This window comes from Novipirellula caenicola (assembly GCF_039545035.1).
GTDB lineage: Bacteria > Planctomycetota > Planctomycetia > Pirellulales > Pirellulaceae > Novipirellula > Novipirellula caenicola.
Genome location: NZ_BAABRO010000005.1, coordinates 322,275 through 341,904 on the forward strand (window position 1 = coordinate 322,275; position 19,630 = coordinate 341,904).

The 19,630-nt window shown below is 54.8% G+C and carries 13 protein-coding genes; 12 read left to right on the forward strand and 1 reads right to left on the reverse strand.

Annotated elements, in window-relative coordinates; genetic code table 11:
• Positions 1 to 102: 102 nt before the first annotated feature.
• Positions 103 to 1,479 carry a sulfatase-like hydrolase/transferase gene (locus ABEA92_RS13000; protein WP_345684262.1) on the forward strand — a complete coding sequence of 459 codons (1,377 nt, stop codon included), beginning with the start codon at positions 103 to 105 and terminating at the stop codon, positions 1,477 to 1,479.
• 59 nt (positions 1,480 to 1,538) lie between these two features.
• On the opposite strand, the gene ABEA92_RS13005 is transcribed toward ABEA92_RS13000, so the two are convergent.
• The gene (locus tag ABEA92_RS13005; RefSeq protein WP_345684263.1) at positions 1,539 to 2,084 is read right to left on the reverse strand and encodes a hypothetical protein; all 546 of its coding nucleotides are present in this window, start codon (positions 2,082 to 2,084) and stop codon (positions 1,539 to 1,541) included.
• A gap of 1,487 nt (positions 2,085 to 3,571) precedes the next feature.
• On the opposite strand from ABEA92_RS13005, the gene ABEA92_RS13010 reads away from it, so the two are divergent.
• The 11 genes from ABEA92_RS13010 (at position 3,572) to ABEA92_RS13060 (ending at position 19,621) form a co-directional block, all read left to right on the forward strand.
• Positions 3,572 to 4,078: a MarR family winged helix-turn-helix transcriptional regulator gene (locus ABEA92_RS13010; protein WP_345684264.1), complete on the forward strand. Its 507-nt coding sequence runs from the start codon at positions 3,572 to 3,574 to the stop codon at positions 4,076 to 4,078.
• A complete protein-coding gene (locus ABEA92_RS13015) occupies positions 4,068 to 5,186 on the forward strand; it encodes a sulfite exporter TauE/SafE family protein (RefSeq protein ID WP_345684265.1) in 1,119 nt (372 codons plus the stop codon). The genes ABEA92_RS13010 and ABEA92_RS13015 overlap by 11 nt, the downstream gene beginning before the upstream one ends.
• 429 nt (positions 5,187 to 5,615) lie before the next feature.
• Complete coding sequence (locus ABEA92_RS13020) at positions 5,616 to 7,052, forward strand: sulfatase-like hydrolase/transferase (protein ID WP_345684266.1); 1,437 nt, start codon at positions 5,616 to 5,618, stop codon at positions 7,050 to 7,052.
• A 475-nt stretch (positions 7,053 to 7,527) separates the two neighbouring features.
• Positions 7,528 to 9,060 (forward strand): alpha-L-fucosidase, encoded by a 1,533-nt coding sequence (locus ABEA92_RS13025; RefSeq protein ID WP_345684267.1) that lies wholly within the window; start codon positions 7,528 to 7,530, stop codon positions 9,058 to 9,060.
• Between the two features lie 715 nt (positions 9,061 to 9,775).
• The gene (locus ABEA92_RS13030) at positions 9,776 to 10,975 is read left to right on the forward strand and encodes a DUF1559 family PulG-like putative transporter (RefSeq protein ID WP_345684268.1); all 1,200 of its coding nucleotides are present in this window, start codon (positions 9,776 to 9,778) and stop codon (positions 10,973 to 10,975) included.
• Between the two features lie 137 nt (positions 10,976 to 11,112).
• On the forward strand, positions 11,113 to 11,289 hold the full coding sequence (locus tag ABEA92_RS13035) for a hypothetical protein (protein WP_345684269.1): 177 nt from the start codon (positions 11,113 to 11,115) through the stop codon (positions 11,287 to 11,289).
• A gap of 76 nt (positions 11,290 to 11,365) precedes the next feature.
• Entirely contained in the window at positions 11,366 to 12,781 is a 1,416-nt protein-coding gene (locus tag ABEA92_RS13040) for a sulfatase family protein (protein WP_345684270.1), read from the forward strand.
• A gap of 115 nt (positions 12,782 to 12,896) precedes the next feature.
• Positions 12,897 to 14,417 carry a sulfatase family protein gene (locus ABEA92_RS13045; RefSeq protein ID WP_345684271.1) on the forward strand — a complete coding sequence of 507 codons (1,521 nt, stop codon included), beginning with the start codon at positions 12,897 to 12,899 and terminating at the stop codon, positions 14,415 to 14,417.
• Positions 14,418 to 14,424: 7 nt separating this feature from the next.
• The gene (locus ABEA92_RS13050) at positions 14,425 to 15,930 is read left to right on the forward strand and encodes an alpha-L-fucosidase (RefSeq protein WP_345684272.1); all 1,506 of its coding nucleotides are present in this window, start codon (positions 14,425 to 14,427) and stop codon (positions 15,928 to 15,930) included.
• The gene (locus tag ABEA92_RS13055; protein ID WP_345684273.1) at positions 15,930 to 17,480 is read left to right on the forward strand and encodes a sulfatase family protein; all 1,551 of its coding nucleotides are present in this window, start codon (positions 15,930 to 15,932) and stop codon (positions 17,478 to 17,480) included. Before ABEA92_RS13050 ends, ABEA92_RS13055 begins: the two co-directional genes overlap by 1 nt.
• Before the next feature lie 14 nt (positions 17,481 to 17,494).
• On the forward strand, positions 17,495 to 19,621 hold the full coding sequence (locus ABEA92_RS13060; protein WP_345684274.1) for a glycoside hydrolase family 172 protein: 2,127 nt from the start codon (positions 17,495 to 17,497) through the stop codon (positions 19,619 to 19,621).
• Positions 19,622 to 19,630: the final 9 nt, after the last annotated feature.

The following is a 19,630-nucleotide window of genomic DNA, read 5'->3' on the forward strand; positions in this document are numbered from 1 at the left end:
AACGGAAACTTGTCCGATCAGCGTGGTGGAACATTCGATGGGGCTTGCCTTTTTGTTCGACGGGAACCTGGATGGAATGACAACATGAGAATGAGCATAAGAATGAGAAAGTGTTTGCTATTGGTCGCGATGGTGGCGGTTCAATTGGGTGCGTTGCATGTTCACGCCGCAGATCATCCCAACGTTGTGATCTTGCTGGCGGATGATCTGGGATACCAAGATGTCGGATGTTATGGCGGACCTGTACGCACACCGAATATCGATGGATTGGCGGCTGCCGGAACTCGGTTCACGGATTTCTATTCCGGCTGTGCCGTTTGCAGTCCGTCTCGAGCGACTTTGCTAACAGGTCGACATCACATTCGCGCCGGCGTCTACAGCTGGATTCACGATGAAAGTCAAAACTCACATTTGCTGCTGCGCGAGAACACGCTTGCTGAATTGCTGAAAGGGGCGGGGTATGCGACGGCGCATGTGGGCAAGTGGCACTTGGGACTGCCAACGTCCGAACGCCAGAAACCGACCCCCGCGGAACATGGGTTTGATCACTGGTTCGCGACTTGGAATAACGCGTCTCCGAGCCATCGAAACCCAGAGAACTTCATTCGCAATGGACAGCCTGTCGGCCCACTGGAAGGCTATTCCTGTCAACTGGTTGCGGACGAAGCCATCCGCTGGCTAGACCAGGAAGGCCGATCGGATCGTCCGTTTTTTCTGAACGTCTGGTTTCACGAGCCTCACGCCCCGATCGCCGCTCCCGAGGAAATCGTTGACACCTATGGGACCCGCAAAGACAACGCGGCGATCTACAGTGCCACGATTGACAACACCGATCGCGCGATTGGACGCATTTTAAAGAAGCTGCGCGAAGTCGATGCCGCTGAGGACACGATTATCGTTTACGCATCGGACAACGGAAGCTATCGCGATGATCGCACCGGAGGTTTGCGGGGTCGCAAGGGCGCAAACTGGGAAGGCGGTATTCGCGTGCCGGGGATCTTCGTTTGGCCCGGTCAAGTTCAAGCTGGCCAGGTTTCTCGTGAACCGGCAGGGATTGTGGATATGTTGCCAACCCTCTGTTCACTCGTCGGCATCGAGCCGCCAGCGACACGTCATCTCGACGGCTCCAGCTTGGCACCGATCCTGCGTGGACAAGCGGATGCGTTCTCGCGGCACCAGCCGTTGTTCTGGCATTTGCAACGGAGCCAACCGATCGTCGCCATGCGAGACGGCAAGTGGTCTTTGGTCGCCCACCGGGACTACGAATTGTCGAACAACAACATGTTCCAAGAATCCTGGATCCCAATGATTAAAACGGGCGGTTACAAAGACTACCAGCTATTCGATCTCGAAAAGGACCGCTCGCAGACGACCAACGTTGCGGATGAATTCCCCGAAACGCTAGCGAGAATGAAGAAACGGCTGCTGCAGATCAACGCCAGCATCATGGCCGACGCCCACGACTGGCACCTGGAATAAGTCCACAGGCTGCGTGAGCGAAGAACCGAACGCAGTTAGTACGGGCCTGAAGCAATAAACTACTGTTGCTCAGTTTTTTCACGCCTATCATTTGGCGTTTCGATCACACCAGACTGGCGAAATGCAAACCTTCGCTCGTGCGGATCATGAAACGGTTCATCTGGACGATCGAACGTAGCCAATGGCTGCAATAGGTCTTCGACAGCACGGACATTGATTCGCTTAACCCCGGATGACTTTAACGCGTCCGCCAAAGATTTGGTTACCGAGTAGGGAAACCTATCGTCAGGGGCCAAGTCTGCAGAGTCTCCCTCAATTTTCAGAACCAAAATCAAATTACCTGAGAACACTAGGTCAAACTTGTCTACCGGTGTCACCTTGACGCCACCAAGGCCATTCTCTGGGAGCGCACCGACAATCTGCGACGTTAGGTCAAAGCTGGTTCCGCTCGAAACCGTAACGAAGTACCTTGGAACAGCCTCCTTGTTAGCCGAGGACCGCTCAAACAAAATCCATACCGGATCGACTGGAGCCGATTCCGCTGCAGGACAAACAAAGTCAGAAAACGCAAGTAGCAAAACAAGTGGCAAAAGCAATCGGTTCATTTAAACGCCCTTTAAAGAGATAAGATGCGGAGAGAGCATTACTCAGTCGAGCAACGGTAGAAATCACGCGGAACGGGCGAACGACTAGCAAGCAGACGAGAAAACGGACCTCTCGTTCTCCAGTGCCTTTCATCGTTCGCCGCATTGGCAGCGGACTTCCGCCGATTACCGCGATACCCGTTCATCAAAAATTGTACCCATTGCTCCAGCAACCAGCAATCAATCGCATCAGTCAAGCGCAGCGTTACATGCAGGACAGACGCTCAACCGCCGGGAAGTCGAGCCCGCGATACACGACTGTCGGATCGTTTGTAGTCATGGCGTTGCACTTGGTGGATGATGTTCTGCGTCGGCGAACGGTTGCCGTCACCTGGGACGGACGATTGATTTTCCTTCTGAAAAGCCGCGCAAGTCGGCCTCGAGTGCTCGGTTTGGTTCTGGCTTCCTACCTTCTTGGTACTCGTACTCAGCAACGCGGTACTCGTACTCGTCTCCGACATTGTACTCGGGCATGGGCTCGGCTACGGATCCGATCGTGCGATCAAGCGGGTCAACATTGACACGATCCGGTGGAGCGTTCGTTTCAATTCGCCATGTTGCTTGTGATCAAGCCCGTCCGTTGCTGCGAGCACATTCTGAATTGAAGCGACAGTCGGTAAACATCCTGTCGATCGTTGTGAAAGATTGGTTCTGTCGTTGGTGCCCCGGTTCGAGTAGGAGTACGAGTATCGGCTGATGCCTGAGTACGAGTACGATATCACTTCGTGCCAGAACGGTTGCCGTCACCTGGGACGGACGATTGATTTTCCTTCTGAAGAACCGCTCAAGCCGCCCTCGAGTGCTCGGTTTGGTTCTGGCTTCCTACCTTCTTGGTACTTGTACTCGTACTCAGCAACGCGGTACTCGTACTCGTCTCCGACATTGTACTCGGGCATGGGCTCGGCTACGGATCCGATCGTGCGATCAAGCGGTCAACATTGACACGATCCGGTGGAGCGTTCGTTTCAATTCGCCATGTTGCTTGTGATCAAGCCCGTCCGTTGCGGCGAGCACATCCTGAACTGAAGCGACAGTCGGTAAACATCAAGTCGTTCGTGGACGACGATTCGTTCTGTCAATAGTGCCCCGATCGAGTAGGAGTACGTGTACCGGCTAACGCCTGAGCACGAGTACGATATCACTTCGTGCCAGAACGCTGCCCGCCACCGGGCCGGGAATGTAAAGGCCACCATTGCCAAGACGCGTGCAAACCCGGCTCGCAACCGGATGCCGCAGTTTTGATGTTGCGATTTTACCACAACCCGCTGCGTCAGCGAGGGAATTTTTATCTTGACGCGGTCCCTCAATGACGTGTCGGGTTGGGATTTGCCGGGAAAAACGGCGATTGCGCAACATCAAAATGCCGCAGCGGCGTCTGGAGCCGCGCAAAACTGTCAGAACATTTTACGTTTTGACAACACTTGTTCCAACAAGTAATATTGGCGGCCATGAAGACTCAGCTACCACGACCGACGGTCGATTCGCCCGCCCAAGAGGTTTACCTGCACTTGTGGCGGAGTTACGACCGGCTGCGGGCGATTGAAGATGAATTGTTTGGCCGTTACGACCTGTCGGCTCAGCAGTACAACGCGTTGCGACTGTTAAGCGTTGTCGCGCCGGCTGGGATGCAGACGATGGAAATCGGTCGCCAATTGATCTCTCGGATGCCCGACATGACGCGTCTGCTGGACCGTCTGGAAAAACGGGGGCTGATTTCTCGGGCGCGACTTGCTGAGAATCGCCGGGTGGTCGAAGTCTTTATCACCGACGCGGGACAGCAACTGCTAAGCAAGATGAGCAAGGAGGTACTGGAGATGCACCAACGCCAACTTGGACACTTGAGTCCGAACCAGCAGAAGCAGTTAGTCAAATTGCTGAAGCTGGCCCGCAAACCCCACGAAGACACGACTTGCGACTGGTTGGATACAAACGGGAGTACGGCGAATGACCAATGACACGTCGGCGTTGAGAATGGAGGATTCAGGGCAGACTGATTCACGGGGTTCGCGAAATCCGCTGCTGCGGATGTGGCCGTTTGCCGTGTGGTTAGCGGTCTTTTATACCGCTTGGCTGCTGATCGTGACTCTTGGCGATCACTGGCAAACGGTTCAGTCGCATTGGCCGATCGCGCTGGCCATGTCATTTGGTTCCTACATCGCGGGATCGACACCGATGGGAGGTGGCTCGATTGGATTTCCGGTGTTGGTGCTGTTTTTTGAGCTGCCCGGGGCCTTGGGGCGAAACTTTGGTCTTGCCGTGCAGTCGATCGGGATGGTGTCGGCATCGATCTACATTTTCTCGGCCCGCCGTCCATTGGACCGCGGACTGTTGCGACCGGCGTTATTGGGAACGCTGGTGGGGACTCCGCTCGGTGCGGCATTGGTGGCACCGTTTGTTCCCGACTTGTGGGTGAAGCTGACCTTTGCGATCGTCTGGTGCAGTTTCGGGATCATGCACCTGATGAAGTTAAACGAATTGGTGAACGCAAAAGGAGAAAGCGAGCGTTGGCGTGCCTGGGACCGCCCCATCGGATTGGCGATCGGTTTTACCGGCGGCGTGGAGTCGTCCATCACCGGCGTGGGCATCGACATGATGGTGTACGCCATCTTGGTGTTGCTGTATCGAGCCGATTTGAAGATTTCCATTCCCACATCGGTGGTGTTGATGGCGTTCGCATCGGTGGTCGGAACCGCCGCGAACGTTGTCCTGTCACGGATCCATCCTGGGTTGTATTACATGGATCCCGAGGTCTTCGCGAACTGGTTGGCAGCCGCTCCTGTGGTCGCCTTGGGGGCTCCGTTTGGAGCCATCGTGGTCAACCTGATCTCACGCAAACCGACATTGATCCTGGTCTCGACGCTGTGCATCCTGCAATTCGTCTGGACGATCGTGCAAGAGCAGGTGTCGGGGCTGGCGCTACTAGGAGCGATCGTGGCGGTACTGGCCGTGAACGCTGGTTTCCATCTGCTGTATTACTGGGGACGCGGCGAAAGTGCACTCGGCGAACCGCTGGCCGAAGCCATGCAGCCGGTCGTGATCGACCTCGGTGGCGAAGAGGCGTGACGGTATCCGAGCGGTTGAGGCCGCAGATGATAGCGTAGCGGGGCAGCGACTTGTTGGTTTATTGAGCCGTGACGCGTCAGCGGCCGGGTCCCACGCGCTACCCGGTGCCTTACGGCCCGCGGCTCAGTAAGGGCAATCCATGACGTATGTCCCGAAAGTCTATGACAGCTTGTTGTTTTATTGATGGTTCCTGCGGCAAGGGGTGTAGGATGGACTTCCTAGTCCATCAATGGTGGATTCGACGGACTAGGAAGTCCATCGTACAACTAAAACAACAAGCCGTTGACGACTTCCGCTACGGGATTTTTTGCTGGGTTACGCCGTGCTGCAGTCCTAACCGCAGCGGTTGAGGGGTGGTTTTGTAAGTGGAGCGAAAGGTCTGTAGAGTATGGGGACACTTGGTCAAAAATCCTTTTACTGAAACCACTCATGATCGTGATAAAACGCATCCTGATCGGCTTGTCATTGCTGCTGCTGTCCGCTGAATGGCTGAGGGCCGATGAAGCCGGGGCTCGCCACGCAAGCGAACCGCGGCCCAACATCATCCTGGTCATGGCGGACGATCAGGGTTGGGGGGACACCGGGTACAATGGACACCCGTTTGTACAGACCCCCGAGCTCGATGCGATGGCCAACGAGGGATTCGTGTTCGATCGCTTTTATGCCGCCGCACCGGTCTGTTCGCCGACGCGTGCCAGCGTAATGACGGGACGTTCTCCGATACGCACCAAGGTCACCAACCATGGTCGCTACATGCGGCCTGACGAACAAACGATCGCCGAAACGCTGAAGGATGCAGGGTACGTCACCGGGATTTTTGGCAAAGTCCATTTAGGGTCGGGACAACCAGACTCGCCCTGCAACCCTAGCGGCATGGGGTTCGACGAGTGGGTCATCGGGTTAAACTTCTTTGACAACGATCCGTATCTGAGTCGCAATGGCCGGATCGAACACCGCAAGGGCAAGGGATCGGTGCTCGCGATGGATGATGCGTTAGCGTTCCTGGAACAACACCACACCGGCGACCAGCCGATGTTTTCGGTGATTTGGTTCCCTTCACCTCACGACCCTCACCAGGAAGTCCCCGAGGGTCCTCCGCTGTATCGCGGTGAAAAACAGTCTGGCTACTATCGCGAGATCACGTTGCTGGATCAGCAGCTGGGACGATTGCGGCGTGAATTGAAAAGCATGGGGATCGCCGACAACACCATCCTTTGGTATTGCAGCGACAATGGCGGTTTGAACGAAGCCACCTCAGGTGGTCGCGAGCGAAAGGGAAGCGTTTACGAAGGCGGACTGCGAATCCCGGCGATCATCGAGTGGCCCGCTGGCAAGTTGCATGGACGAACGGCGGTGCCGGCATGGACGTGCGACATCTATCCCACGGTGTTAGCCATGGCTGGGATTCGCTCGCAGCCTCCGCACCCGCTCGACGGCATCGACATCCGCAACCTCATTGCCGGGCAAGCTGACAAACGCAGCAAACCGATGGGGTTCTGGCATCCATTCCAACCGGGCCAGCCGACTTGGAGCGACCGTATTCTGAAAGCGATCATGGAAAAGCAACAAGCCGGTGCACCTTTGCCGCACGACGAACCACGGATTCGCAAGGACGTCGACGAATTTCCGCAGTTTTCGGAAGACATCGCCACCGGCCACGCGGCCTGGACCGATTGGCCATGGAAGCTACATCGGATCGGCGGCAAGAAATACGAGCTCTACAATTTGGCGGAGGATCCGATGGAGACAACCGATCGCTCGGGTGATCTCCAACAACAAGCTCGAATGAGTCGCATGCAGAAAGAACTGGATGCTTGGATGCGATCGGTGATCCGCAGTCTTAATGGAAACGATTACGACGCGTAAATTTTGAAGTTTCGATTTTATGACAACCCGACGCGTCGGGTTGTGATTTGCCGTCTGGATGAACGGCAGATTCCCTCGACGCATAAACGAATGCCACGGACCGTTTCGGATTCACGAAACCGGCTTTTCTGGCGGCGATACTCATACGTGCGACGACCGACGTCTGTCGCAAAACGTTAGCTCTATGTCGCAATTCATCCTCGTCATGGGGGGCCCACGCAACCAGAATAAGCGGAGTTGATGCATTTGAGGTTTGAAGACCGCAGCCAAGAACGTTGCATCAGGCAGTACGTTGCAAGAAACCATGCGACGAACCTAGGCACTGCCTGAGAACGCATCAGAGGCGGAAACCTAGTAGCGGAATTCGTGAAGAATATCGATTTCCCGCTGGCTTATGCCATGCTGCCGAAAGTCTTGCCGACTTCCGCTACGGTTTTCAGACAGAGCCAATAGCCAACAATCAATCGAAAACAACATGAGCCAAATCAAGCGAACACACCTCCGTTTACTGGGCTGCTTACTCAGCCTCGGACTATTTCTGGGATCGACTTTGGGGCAAGCGACCCAGGGGCAAGAGATTGAACCGACTTGGGAATCGCTTGCGGCGAACTACGAGGTGCCACAATGGTTTGTCGATGGCAAAATCGGCGTCTGGTTTCACTGGGGAATTTCCTCGGCGGCGGACGAGAACCGTCCCAACGATGGGTCGCACTACGGACGCCGCATGTATTCGGTGGTTCCCGATGATTACACCGGCGATCTTGGCATGTCCGAAACGCTGACCCGGTGGCACACTCAGCGCTACGGACATCCGTCAGAGTTTGGCTACGAAGATCTGATTCCGCTGTTCAAGGGCGAGAAATGGGATCCTGATGCGTTGACTAAGTTCGTCAAAGACAACGGGGCGAGGTTCATCATGCCGGTCGCCTGTCATCACGACAATTTCGACATGTATGACTCGTTTCACCCATGGAACTCGGTCAACATGGGTCCGAAGCGAGATACATTGAAGGAGTGGAAGGCGGCCGCGGCGAAACACGGTCTTAAATTTGGTGTATCGACTCATCTGTACTGGTCGCCACGGTTCTTTGCCAATGCTCGCAAGTATCAGAAACCGGGCACGCCTGAGTGGACGCTATTCAATATGGATTTCGATCCGAGAGGTTATGCCAGCCAAGACAGTTGGAACGAACACTGGTATGCACGGTGTTGGGAAATCATCGAAAAGTATGATCCCGACATGTTCAACAACGACTCTCCCTATCCAAAGATCGGTAGTGGCAAGGGACTTGGCGTAAAACTGTTCACCGATTACATCAATCGCGACCTCCGGGAAAATGATGGCAAACAAACCGTCGTCCTTTCCTTTAAGGATGCGAACGTGGATCGTGCCGCGTTTACTTACAATCTCGAGCGTGGCGGTGCGGGAGAGATCAAGCCAGAGCCGTGGATGTGGGCAACCGATCTGTCGGGAGGATGGTTTTACCGGGCTACCGCCGTCAATCGAATGAGCATCCCGGTGATGGTCGGCAACGCGGTCGACGCGATCAGTAAAAACGGCGTTGTGATGCTGAACGTTGCACTCAAAGGTGACGGCACGATCCCGGAAAACCAGGCTGCCTACATGACTGCCTTTGGTGATTTCTTGCGTACCTGTGGCGAAGGGATCTACGGGTCTCGGCCATGGAAAACCTTTGGCGAAGGGCCGCTCAAGGTAAAGGACGGCCGTCAGGGCGAAAACCACAAGGCGTTTTCGCAACAAGACATCCGTTTCACCACCAAAGACGGTGTGCTGTATGCCTTTGTGCTGGCTCGACCGACCGAAGACATCGTGATCCAAACGCTTGCGTCCGGCGGACTGCTCGACCGCGAAATCGCTGATATCAAGCTACTAGGCAGCGACGAGAAAATCAGCTGGGAACGTTCGACCGATGGTTTAACGATCACCCTTCCCAACGAACTGCCGAACACATTGGTTATCGGTTTTTCGATCCAGCTAAACCAATAACCTCCGTTCGAAGCGAACAAAGATCAACACGTCGAGAACGATCGGTTCGTCGGTGAGTGCACGCCCACCAAAGTCGTTCATCGTAACGGGCCGGCCAAAGTGGTCCCTGGTAGCGTCAGCGATCCGACGGCCATCCGAAGGTCGCACAGCGGTTGATCACACGGCTGAATGTGGAGGCAAAATGAGGTCGCAGTACCGACAGACTGTAACTTTCGAAACGAGATCCTCTATCCGATCGTATTTTTAAATCATCATGCTCCTGCCAGGAGGATCGAGCGAATGCATGGGGAGGTTTACCGTGGCATTTGCGACATCAGCTAGCATCGACCTCGATCGCCGCACTTGCGGGTATCCGAAAAGGGGAACTGACCCTACTCCGGCGAGGTAAAAAACTCAACGAGAACGACGCTTCCAATGGGGGCAGACTCCATTTCGAACGCCCTCTAATCACCCTCACATAACTGCCCCCTTCCGCGGCAAGCCGTTGCTTTCAATTTGCATTCTCGTTTTCAGCAACCTTCTGATCCCTTGTCGCAATTTACCAATTCGGTGTCGCAATTTATTAAAAACAACATCCTCAAGGGCGATAGAATAGCCCCTATAGTGAGATAATAACCCATACAGAAGCACCCGAATGCTTTGAGCCTGCAACCGCCTTTAGGTGTAGAAGGTAGGAGTGATTGATGGGTGTTCCTTATTTTTTATTGGAGATTTTATGACCAAAACAAATCGAACGACCGCCGGTTTCACGCTCGTGGAACTACTGGTGGTGATAGCAATCATCGGTGTGCTGGTGGGGCTGTTGCTCCCGGCGGTACAAGCGGCGCGAGAGGCAGCTCGCCGAATGAGCTGCAGCAACAACTTCAAGCAAATTGGACTCGGGATCCACAATTACCACTCCACGTACAACAAACTGCCCAAGCATGGGACGGGCCCCATTGCGGTGCGAGCGATTGGAACCAACTGGCCCCAAGAACGTGATTTTCGGCATGAACGGTTGAGTGCTCACGTGGGGCTGCTGCCTTTCGTTGAACAGCAGGCATTGTGGGAGCAGGTGAGCAATCCCCTGATTGTCACCCAGGGTGGAACGACAGAAACCTACCCTGCATGGGGTGCGATTCCTTGGAACGTCATCGCGCAAACAAACAACTACACGACGGACTGGACTCCCTGCTTTACCGATGTGGTTACGTTTCGATGCCCCAGCGACCCTGGGTATGGATTGCCGCTTGGTGGACGCAGCAACTATGCGGTTTGCTATGGGGATGCAATGGATTACATGAGTTTCGGTCCCTACACGAACTGGGCGCGTGGGGCTCGTGCGGACGCCGAGTACAACGCGGCCGCTCGCGGCTGTTTTGGTCTGTACACCCAAACTTCGTTCCGTGACATTTTGGACGGCTTGTCGAACACCATTTGCATGGGCGAAAACAACACGGATTTGGGTGATGAACACATCACGACTTCGCCACGCAACGGTGGAAATGTTGGAAACAATCCGTTGCAGTGCGCTGGGCAGATCGAGGTTTCCCGCCCAACGTTTTGGAGAACGTCGCCCCACGCCAATAATTTCGTCGAGACTCGTCGTGGAGCCTGCTGGGCAGGGGTTACGATGGGCTGGACGATGTGCAACACCATCCTTCCGCCTAACCGAGAGGTTTGTAGCGCCGGTCAGAACACCGCCAGAGAAGGTACCTGGACAGTGAGTAGTCGACACCAAGGTGGTGCTCACGTCTTGATGGCTGACGGGGCTGTCAAGTTTATCACCGATTCTATCGAAGCCGGTAATAGCTCTGCGGGTCCTGTGAAATTCGGTCAATCTGGAGCACGGGCACCTGGATCGCAAAGCCCATACGGGCTGTGGGGGGCACTTGGATCGCGTGCTTCTAAAGAAGTCATCGACAAAGATTTCTAATCGTTTCTTCGAGCTTTTGTTGGCCGTACCGCTTTGCGGTGCGGCCATTTTGGCGTTTTCGTTTTTGTAGCTAGCGAAGACTCGCGTTGAACGCTTAGCCGATGTGTCTTTCCAGAATTATTTTAAAGAGGAATCTGATGTTGTTTCGTTTCTTGATCTGCTTGTCTCTGTTTGCCCCGTTCGCGTTGGGATGTTCAGGCAATTCCGAAAATCGCGTGATCGATACCACCGAGCGTAGGAGGCTTACTCCTGAGGAAAAGCAGGCGAGGATGGGGGCGATGAGCACCGAAGCGACCCCCGCCGAAAAGAAGTAACCGCCAGAACAGCCCCATTCACGTCTGCTCGAAAGATTGCGGCCTTCGGCGAAGTGAATTAACAAAAGGAAACGCCATGACCAAGTCTGTGTTCAAGTTAATTTCTGGCGTCTTTCTGTTGGTATCGATGGTCGCGGTGGGCCAAGTCGATGCGGAGAGTCCAGCTCAAAAACCCAACATCATTTTGATCTTTGCGGACGATGTCGGCTATGGTGATTTGGGTTGCTATGGTTCGCCGCTGAGCACTCCTGAGATCGACCGATTGGCCAGCGAGGGCCTGCGATCGACCGATTGTTTGGTCGCGGCCAACGTGTGCGGCCCGTCGCGAGCGGCATTGATGACCGGTCGTTACCCGATGCGTTGTGGCCATCCGATTTCGAGACACAACACGACGAAGTACGAGAAATACGGGATTGCTGCCGACGAACTGACCATCGCCGAATTGCTGAAGACCGCGGGGTATCACACCAAGATGGTCGGCAAGTGGCATCTCGGATTTCATGTGGCCGGTTCGCATCCTCTGGACGCCGGGTTCGATGAATACCTGGGACTTCACAGCAACTATTCCAAAACGCATGGCGATGCCGACACGCTGTACCGCAACCGCGAGGTCGAGCAAGCAGGAATTGAATTCGAAAAGGTAACAACGCTTTACACCGACGAAGTGGTTGACTTTATCCACGAGAAACCAGCGCAGCCGTTTTTCATCTACTTCTCGCATCACATTGCTCATGCACCGATTTTGCCCAGCCAACCCTTTCGCGACAGCAAGGGAAAAGGGGCCGCGTCGGCCTACGGCAATTTCATTCGCGAACTCGATCACAGTGTCGGTCGAGTCATGTCGGCGGTACAGCAAGCCGGCATCGCAGAGAACACGCTGGTCGTCTTTCTGTCGGACAATGGGCCTGCTGTAAACGGGTCTGCCAAGCCACTGAGCGGCGGAAAGTATGTCACGATGGAAGGTGGACATCGCGTGCCAGCGATCTTCCATTGGTCGGGGCGTATTCCGTCGGGGCAAGTCTCGGATGCCATGATCAACAGCATGGATTTGTTGCCACTATTCGCCCACGTCGCCGACACGCCGTTGCCGAGCGACCGAACGATCGACGGAAAGAACATTATCGATCTTTTGACAGGTGAAACCAACCAAAGTCCTCACGATTATTTCTACTACTACAACGGCTTGAATCTGCAGGCGGTGCGGAATGAACGATGGAAACTGCATCTACCACGCACGATTGCCGACCAACCGTATTGGGCAAAGAAAGCGGGAGGAAACCCCAAGAAGAAGCTTCTGTCACTGAACCAACCCTTATTGTTTGACCTGGATCACGACGTCAGCGAGCGGAAGAACGTGATTTCTCAGCACCCGGAAGTAGCTGCTAAATTGATGAGTCAGTCCGAACGCATCCGCGACGAGATCGGCGACGTTGATGCAACCGGCTCAGATCAGCGTCCTCATGGTTTGATCAATCCAAATTTGAAAGATTAGCGTTTGCGGCGACTGGCGTGAGATGCCTGCGATTGGCGACTGGACAAACGGTGGATGCAGCTGCCCTGATTTCCCCGACACGACCATCACGAACGAACAACAAGGAACGCGCAGCATGAATCGCATCCCTATTTTGACTTTAGGCTTGTTCTGGCTCGCTGCACATGCGGGTCCGATTGCCACTGCGGAATCGCCGCAGAGTTCACGGCAATCAGATCACGACAAACCCAACGTCATTTTCGTCCTTGTCGATGACATGGGCTATAGCGATGTCAGTTGTTATGGCGCGAAGAAGGTGGAAACCCCAAATATCGACCAGATGGCGGCCGATGGATTGAAGTTTACCGATTTTCACACGGCAGCTTCGATCTGTTCGCCATCCCGTGCGGCCTTTCTGACAGGCGGTTACCCCCAACGATGCGGCCTGTACATGGGGATCAATCGAAACCGAGAGGCACACTGGTTCTTGGGTTTGAATCCCGATGAAATTACGATTGCCGAGCAATTTAAAAAACAGGGTTATGCCACGTCGATGATCGGCAAGTGGCACCTCGGCAGCGAAGACAAGTTCTCGTATTTCCACCAAGGTTTTGATCATTACTATGGTGCTCCCGAGAACATGGGGCATGATGCCGCGTTCTATGATGGCAAGAAGCAGATCTTCAACCAGACGCCGCTGGAAAAACTAAACGAGCTTTATACCGCACGAGTAGTGCAACAGATCGAAACACTCAAGGACCAACCCTTCTTCATCTACTATGTGCATAACTATCCGCATACACCCTACAAAGCGGGAGCGAAGTTCAAAGGTTCGTCCAAAGACGGGGTGCGTGGCGATGTGATCCAGGAACTCGATTGGGGCATCGGTGAAATGCTCAATGCACTCCGGTCCAACGGCATCCTCGAGAACACTCTTGTCATCTTCACCTCGGACAACGGTCCGACGAGTAACAAGTATGCCCAACCCTACAGTGGCACCAAGTATGTCTCACTCGAAGGTGGCCACCGTGTTCCCTTCATCCTCTACTGGAAAGGCAAGATTCAGCAACCTGGCGTGGTCGATGTCCCGACCAACGCGATGGATCTGTTTCCGACGCTCAGTGAATTGATTGATGCCCCCATGCCGACCGATCGAGTTTACGATGGAGTCAGCTTGGTGCCGCTGCTCACCGGCGACTCGATTGCTCGCTCTGACGACAAACCTTTCTACTACTACAACTGCGAAAATCTACAAGCCGTTCGCGTGGGCGATTGGAAGCTGCATCTGCCCCGCGCGAAGGAGCAAATTCCTTGGTGGGCGCGGAACAAGCAAAAACCGATCCAAACACCCGAGCTCTACAATCTGGCTGAAGACGTTACAGAGACTCAGAATGTCGCTGGCCAGCACCCAGAACGGGTTTCCCAGATGCTAGAGCTCGCGGAACAAACTCGCTTGAAACTTGGCGAGTTCGGTGAACGGGGTTCCGAACAACGGCCCACCGGAACGCTATTTCCCGAAGTCCCGATTCTGAGCAACCAGACGCAGGACTGGGATCCGCTGCCAGATGCGAAAAAAGGGCGTGGCAAGACCGAGTTCAAGGCCAATCGTGGCGGCGGCAAGAACAACCAAGGCAAACAGAAAAGAAAACAGGAGTGATTCGATCATGATAAACAAACTCGTTCTTCTAGCGCTGCTTCATGCGTGCGTGTTGACCACCGCGACGGTCGCCGGCGACGGCCCATCGAGCGGCCCAACTGGCGGCCAATCCAGTGGCAACGCCTCGGGCACCCGTGCTGACGATTCACATATGCAGTGGTGGCGTGATGCTCGCTACGGCATGTTCATCCACTGGGGGCTCTATTCGATCGCCGGCGGCGAATGGAAGGGCAAGGACTATGGGAAAGAGCAGGGCGGAGCCAGTGCGGAATGGTTGATGAACAGCGCCAAAATATCGGGCGAGGAATACCGCTCGACGCTCGCTCCGCAATTCAACCCGACCGAATTTGATGCGAAACAGTGGGTTTCGATCGCCAAGGATGCAGGGATGAAGTACATCGTCATCACCTCCAAACACCATGACGGCTTTTGTTTGTTTGATACCGAGGCGACCGACTACAACGTCATGGACGCGACACCGTTTAAGCGTGATATCATCAAGGAGTTATCGGAGGAATGCGCGAAGCAGGACCTACGCTTTGGTGTCTACTATTCCCAATTCAAAGATTGGTATCACCGCAGCCGAGGCAGGCAAAACCCCGGAACGATGAGCAATGAGGAATACCTGGAACTGGTAGAAAAGAACCTCGATGAATTACTGTCAAACTATGGTGACATGGCTGTGCTTTGGTTTGATGTCGGCGGCAACGACGTGATCGAGGCGAACGCACAAGGCGCACGCGTGCGTGAACTGCAACCGGATGCCGTGATCTGCAGCCGTCTGTACAGCCGCAGGGTGCCGGAGGACCAACGCAAGTACGCCGATTTTGAATCGCTTCCCGACCGCATGCTTCCCACAGAGCGGATGACCCAAGATTCCGAGACCTGCATGACCATGCGTCACAATTGGGGCTACGACCGGACCGACGACGCTTGGAAGTCCCCCAAGGACATCATTGAATTTTTGGCGTTGTGTGGTGCTCGCGGGGTGAATCTGCTGTTGAACGTGGGGCCGACCCCCGAGGGTACGTTGCTGCCCGAGGAGATCGAGCGTTTGCAGGCGGTCGGAAAATGGATGGAAGTGAACGGCGAGTCGATCTACGGCACCACGTCATCACCGGTGGATTTTGATTTCTGGTGGGGTGCGATGACTCAAAAAGATCAAACCGTGTATCTACACGTGTTGGAGTGGAAGCCCGAAGGGATTGAATTCAACGGCATCGTTGGCAAGCCTACGAAGGCTTACTTCTTGGCGGATCCAAATCGCGAGTCTCTGCCACTGTCCTACGACGCCGACGGTCACGTCACCAAGATCGAGGTGCCGCCGACGGCGCCGGACCTACGCAACACCGTGATCGCGGTGCAGTACGATGCCCCCGTGGTGGCGGATCCAAAGGCAGAGGGAAAATATCACTGGTATACCACGCGGAGTAAGCGACATACCGAGATTCGTCGAAACGCAAACGCGGGGCAACACGCCTTGCCCGAAGCCGTTACAGGAAAGGGACGTTAATGAACACCTTATTGAAATCATTGCTGCTAACGCTTTTCTGCTTCGCAGCCGCGGCCGCAAATGCCGCATCCGATAAACCCAATATTATCTACATCCTCGCCGACGACCTCGGTTACGGTGACGTTCATTGTCTGAATCCTGAACGCGGAAAAATCGCCACGCCGCAGATGGATCAATTGGCTGCCGAGGGGATGGTCTTCAGCGATGCGCACTCAAGTTCATCGGTCTGCACTCCGACTCGCTACGGCATTTTGACAGGCCGCTACAACTGGCGCACTCGGCTACAGCGATCCGTACTGTTTGGCTACAGTCCGCCGTTGATCAACAAAGAGCGTGTGACGGTAGCTGATTTTTTGAAAGACCAGGGCTACAACACGTCCTGCATCGGCAAATGGCATCTCGGCATGAACATGCCGACCACCGATGGCAAGCCTGCCAATAAGGCGGGCAACAATGTCGATTGGACCGGCGTCATTGCCGACAACCCGGTTCACCACGGATTCGATTACTTCTACGGCATCTCGGCATCGCTGGACATGCCTCCCTATATCTTCATCGAGAATGACCGCTTTGTAGGCGAGTGCACGGTCAAGAAGAATCCGTACAAGAATCGTGAGGGACACGCTCATGTTGATTTCGAAGTTGTCGATGTGCTTCCTGAAATCCAACGCAAATCGGTGCAGTACATTCAGCAACAGAAGGCAGACCAACCCTTCTTTATGTACATCGCGTTGAACTCGCCGCACACGCCCATCGTTCCGTCGTCGCAGTGGCAGGGCAAAAGTGGGCTGGGCGATTACGGCGATTTTGTCATGCAGACCGACGACGTGATCGGCCAGATCACCGCTGCGGTGGACGCTGCGGGATTCAAAGACAACACCATCATTGTGGTCACCAGCGACAACGGTTGCTCGGCGAATCCATCCAACGCAGAGGTGTTAGAGCAAAAAGGGCATTATCCCAGCGCCCATTTTCGTGGTTACAAGTCCGACCTTTGGGATGGCGGGCACCGCGTTCCCTTTATCGTCCGCTGGCCCGCGGGCGTCAAAGCCGGCAGCGTTTGCGACCAGACCATCTGTCTGACCGATTTGATGGCAACGTGCGCCGATGTGCTGGGAACCACTCTTCCGCCGACCGCCGGCGAAGACAGCGTCAGCTTTTTGCCTGCACTCAAAGGCGACGCGATCGTTTCCGCTCGCAAGGGCGTCGTCCATCATTCAATCGCCGGCAAATTCGCCTATCGCGATGGAAAGTGGAAGCTGCTGCTGACGAACGGATCGGGCGGATGGACAAAAGAAAAGACGTCGGATGATGCCGAGGCACAGCTTTACGATATGCAGGCAGATCCGTCGGAGCAAACGAATCTCTATCGCAGCCATCCTGAGGTCGCTCAGCGGTTGTTGGCCCAGCTGGAATCGGATGTCCGCCGCGGCCGCAGCACCGATGGACCGGAACTGTCGAACGATGTCCGGGTCAACCTAAAACAGCCTCGCTTGACTACAGCGAACAAGTCCAATTCGGCGACGAAGTCTCGGAGAAGAAAAGACTAACAAAGACAACAACAATGACATGCGTAATAAGAACAATCTTTCTGTTAGGCACGGCTAGCTTTTTGGTGGCCGCTGCGGCACAGGCACAAGAGCCTGTTTCGATCCAATCGCTTTTACACGAGATGGTTGACCGTGAATCGGTGGCTCGTTTTCCAGCGAAGAATTTCCGCTTGAAACAGCACAGCAGCTACAACCGAGCCTCCAAAACCCCCAAGGATGCGAAGGGTTGGTTCACGAACAAAGATTTCAACAACAATCCAGGCGACCGCAATTTTATCCGTCTCGAAGAGAATAACGGAAGGCAAGAGTGGGTGTTGATGGATCATCAGGGCCCCGGAGCGATCGTCCGCACATGGATGCCGTGGCGGAATGCCAACCAACCCGACACGGATATCCATATGCGTGTGTATCTCGACGGGGCTGACGAGCCCGCGTTGGAGGGCAACATGTTGGGCATGTTCGATGGCTCGGGCGTGATTCCTGCTCCGTTTGCTCATTCGTCGCTGCGTTCGGCGGTCAACTTTTTCCCGATTCCCTACGCGAAAAGCTGCAAGGTGACGACCGACAAGATGCCGTTCTTTTTCATCTTCACCTTTCGTGAATATGACGCGGGCACTCCGGTGGAAACCTTTACCATCGCGGACCTCGAGTCAAATAAAGAATTGACCGAGGAAACGGGCAAGCTGCTTTTGAATCCAGGTAATCGAGCGGATCAAGCGGTGCGAGCATCGGCCGACGAGAACGTCTTGACGACCTCCGCCACGATCAAGTCTCAAGACGAACAGTCGCTGGACCTTCCCTCGGGCACGGCCGCCGTGCGAGAGATTTCGGTAAAACTCGGCAGCTACCAAACTCCGAGCGTCACTCGCCAAGTGGTCCTGAAGATCGAGTTTGATGGCAAGCAAACGGTTTGGTGCCCGATCGGCGATTTCTTTGGCTCGGGGATCGGGTTGAACCCGGTGCAGGGCTGGTATCGTACGGTGAGCGAAGACGGGACGATGAGCTGCCGCTGGGTGATGCCCTATCAAAATGGCGGCAAGGTTTCACTGTTGAACCTGAGCGGCGAGCCGGTTGATGCCGAGTTGGTCGTGAAAACCGGAGATTGGACTTGGGACGATCGTTCGATGTATTTCCACGCTGGTTGGCGAGGTCAGTATCCGGTACCGACCCGTCCGTTTTCGGATTGGAATTATGTCACGCTCGAGGGGCGTGGCGTGTATGTCGGCGACACCCTCACCGTGATGAACCCGGTCGAAAAGTGGTGGGGCGAAGGCGATGAAAAAATCTGGGTCGATGGCGAAGACTTTCCGTCACTGTTCGGCACGGGAACCGAAGACTACTACGGCTACTCTTGGGGCGGCATCAGCACGGATTTCTATCAGCATCCCTTCCATGCACAGCCGCGCGCTCACAAATGGAACAAGGTGAGCCGCAAACCCGAGTCTCAAGCGGGTACGCGAAACACACTCGGCTACAGCGTAGAGACTCGCAGCCGGTCGCTCGATAAAATGCCTTTCCACCGTTCGCTGCAGCTGGATATGGAGATCTGGCATTGGAGCGACGTGGAAATGGGTTATGGCGTCGGTGCGTATTGGTACGGCTTTGCCGACACGGCGTCCAATCGCAAACCGGAACCGCAACAAGTGCTTAATGTACCGCCGCTTCCGGATTTAGATGGCACGGAAGCTGATAGCTCGGCCAATGATTTCAAGGGAGCGGTCGAGTTCGAGGAGATGGAGATTGTTTCCAATCCGAAGCAACTGACCACGAAGCCTCAGAATCTGAAAAGTTACAAAGGAAACTGGAATGAAACAGACCATGTTCTATTTAAAGGCCTAGCGGTTGGCGATGTCGTGGAATTTCGCGTTCCTACATCCAGCCCTGTTGCTGAGCGGTTGACGCTGTATGCCACAAGATCCAAGGATTTTGGAATTCTTCGTTTTTCGGTCAATGGAAAGCCGGCGGGTTCGCAGGTCGATTTCTATGCCGGCAAACCGTCGCCATCCGCAGCGATCGAACTTGGCGTTTTCGACCCGGTCGACGGCATCTATGTGCTGCGAGTCGAAGTGGTAGGCAAGAATCCGAAAAGCAGTGGCACTTTTTTCGGGCTCGATTGTGTAACACGACTCGAAGCGAAATAGAAAAGGACG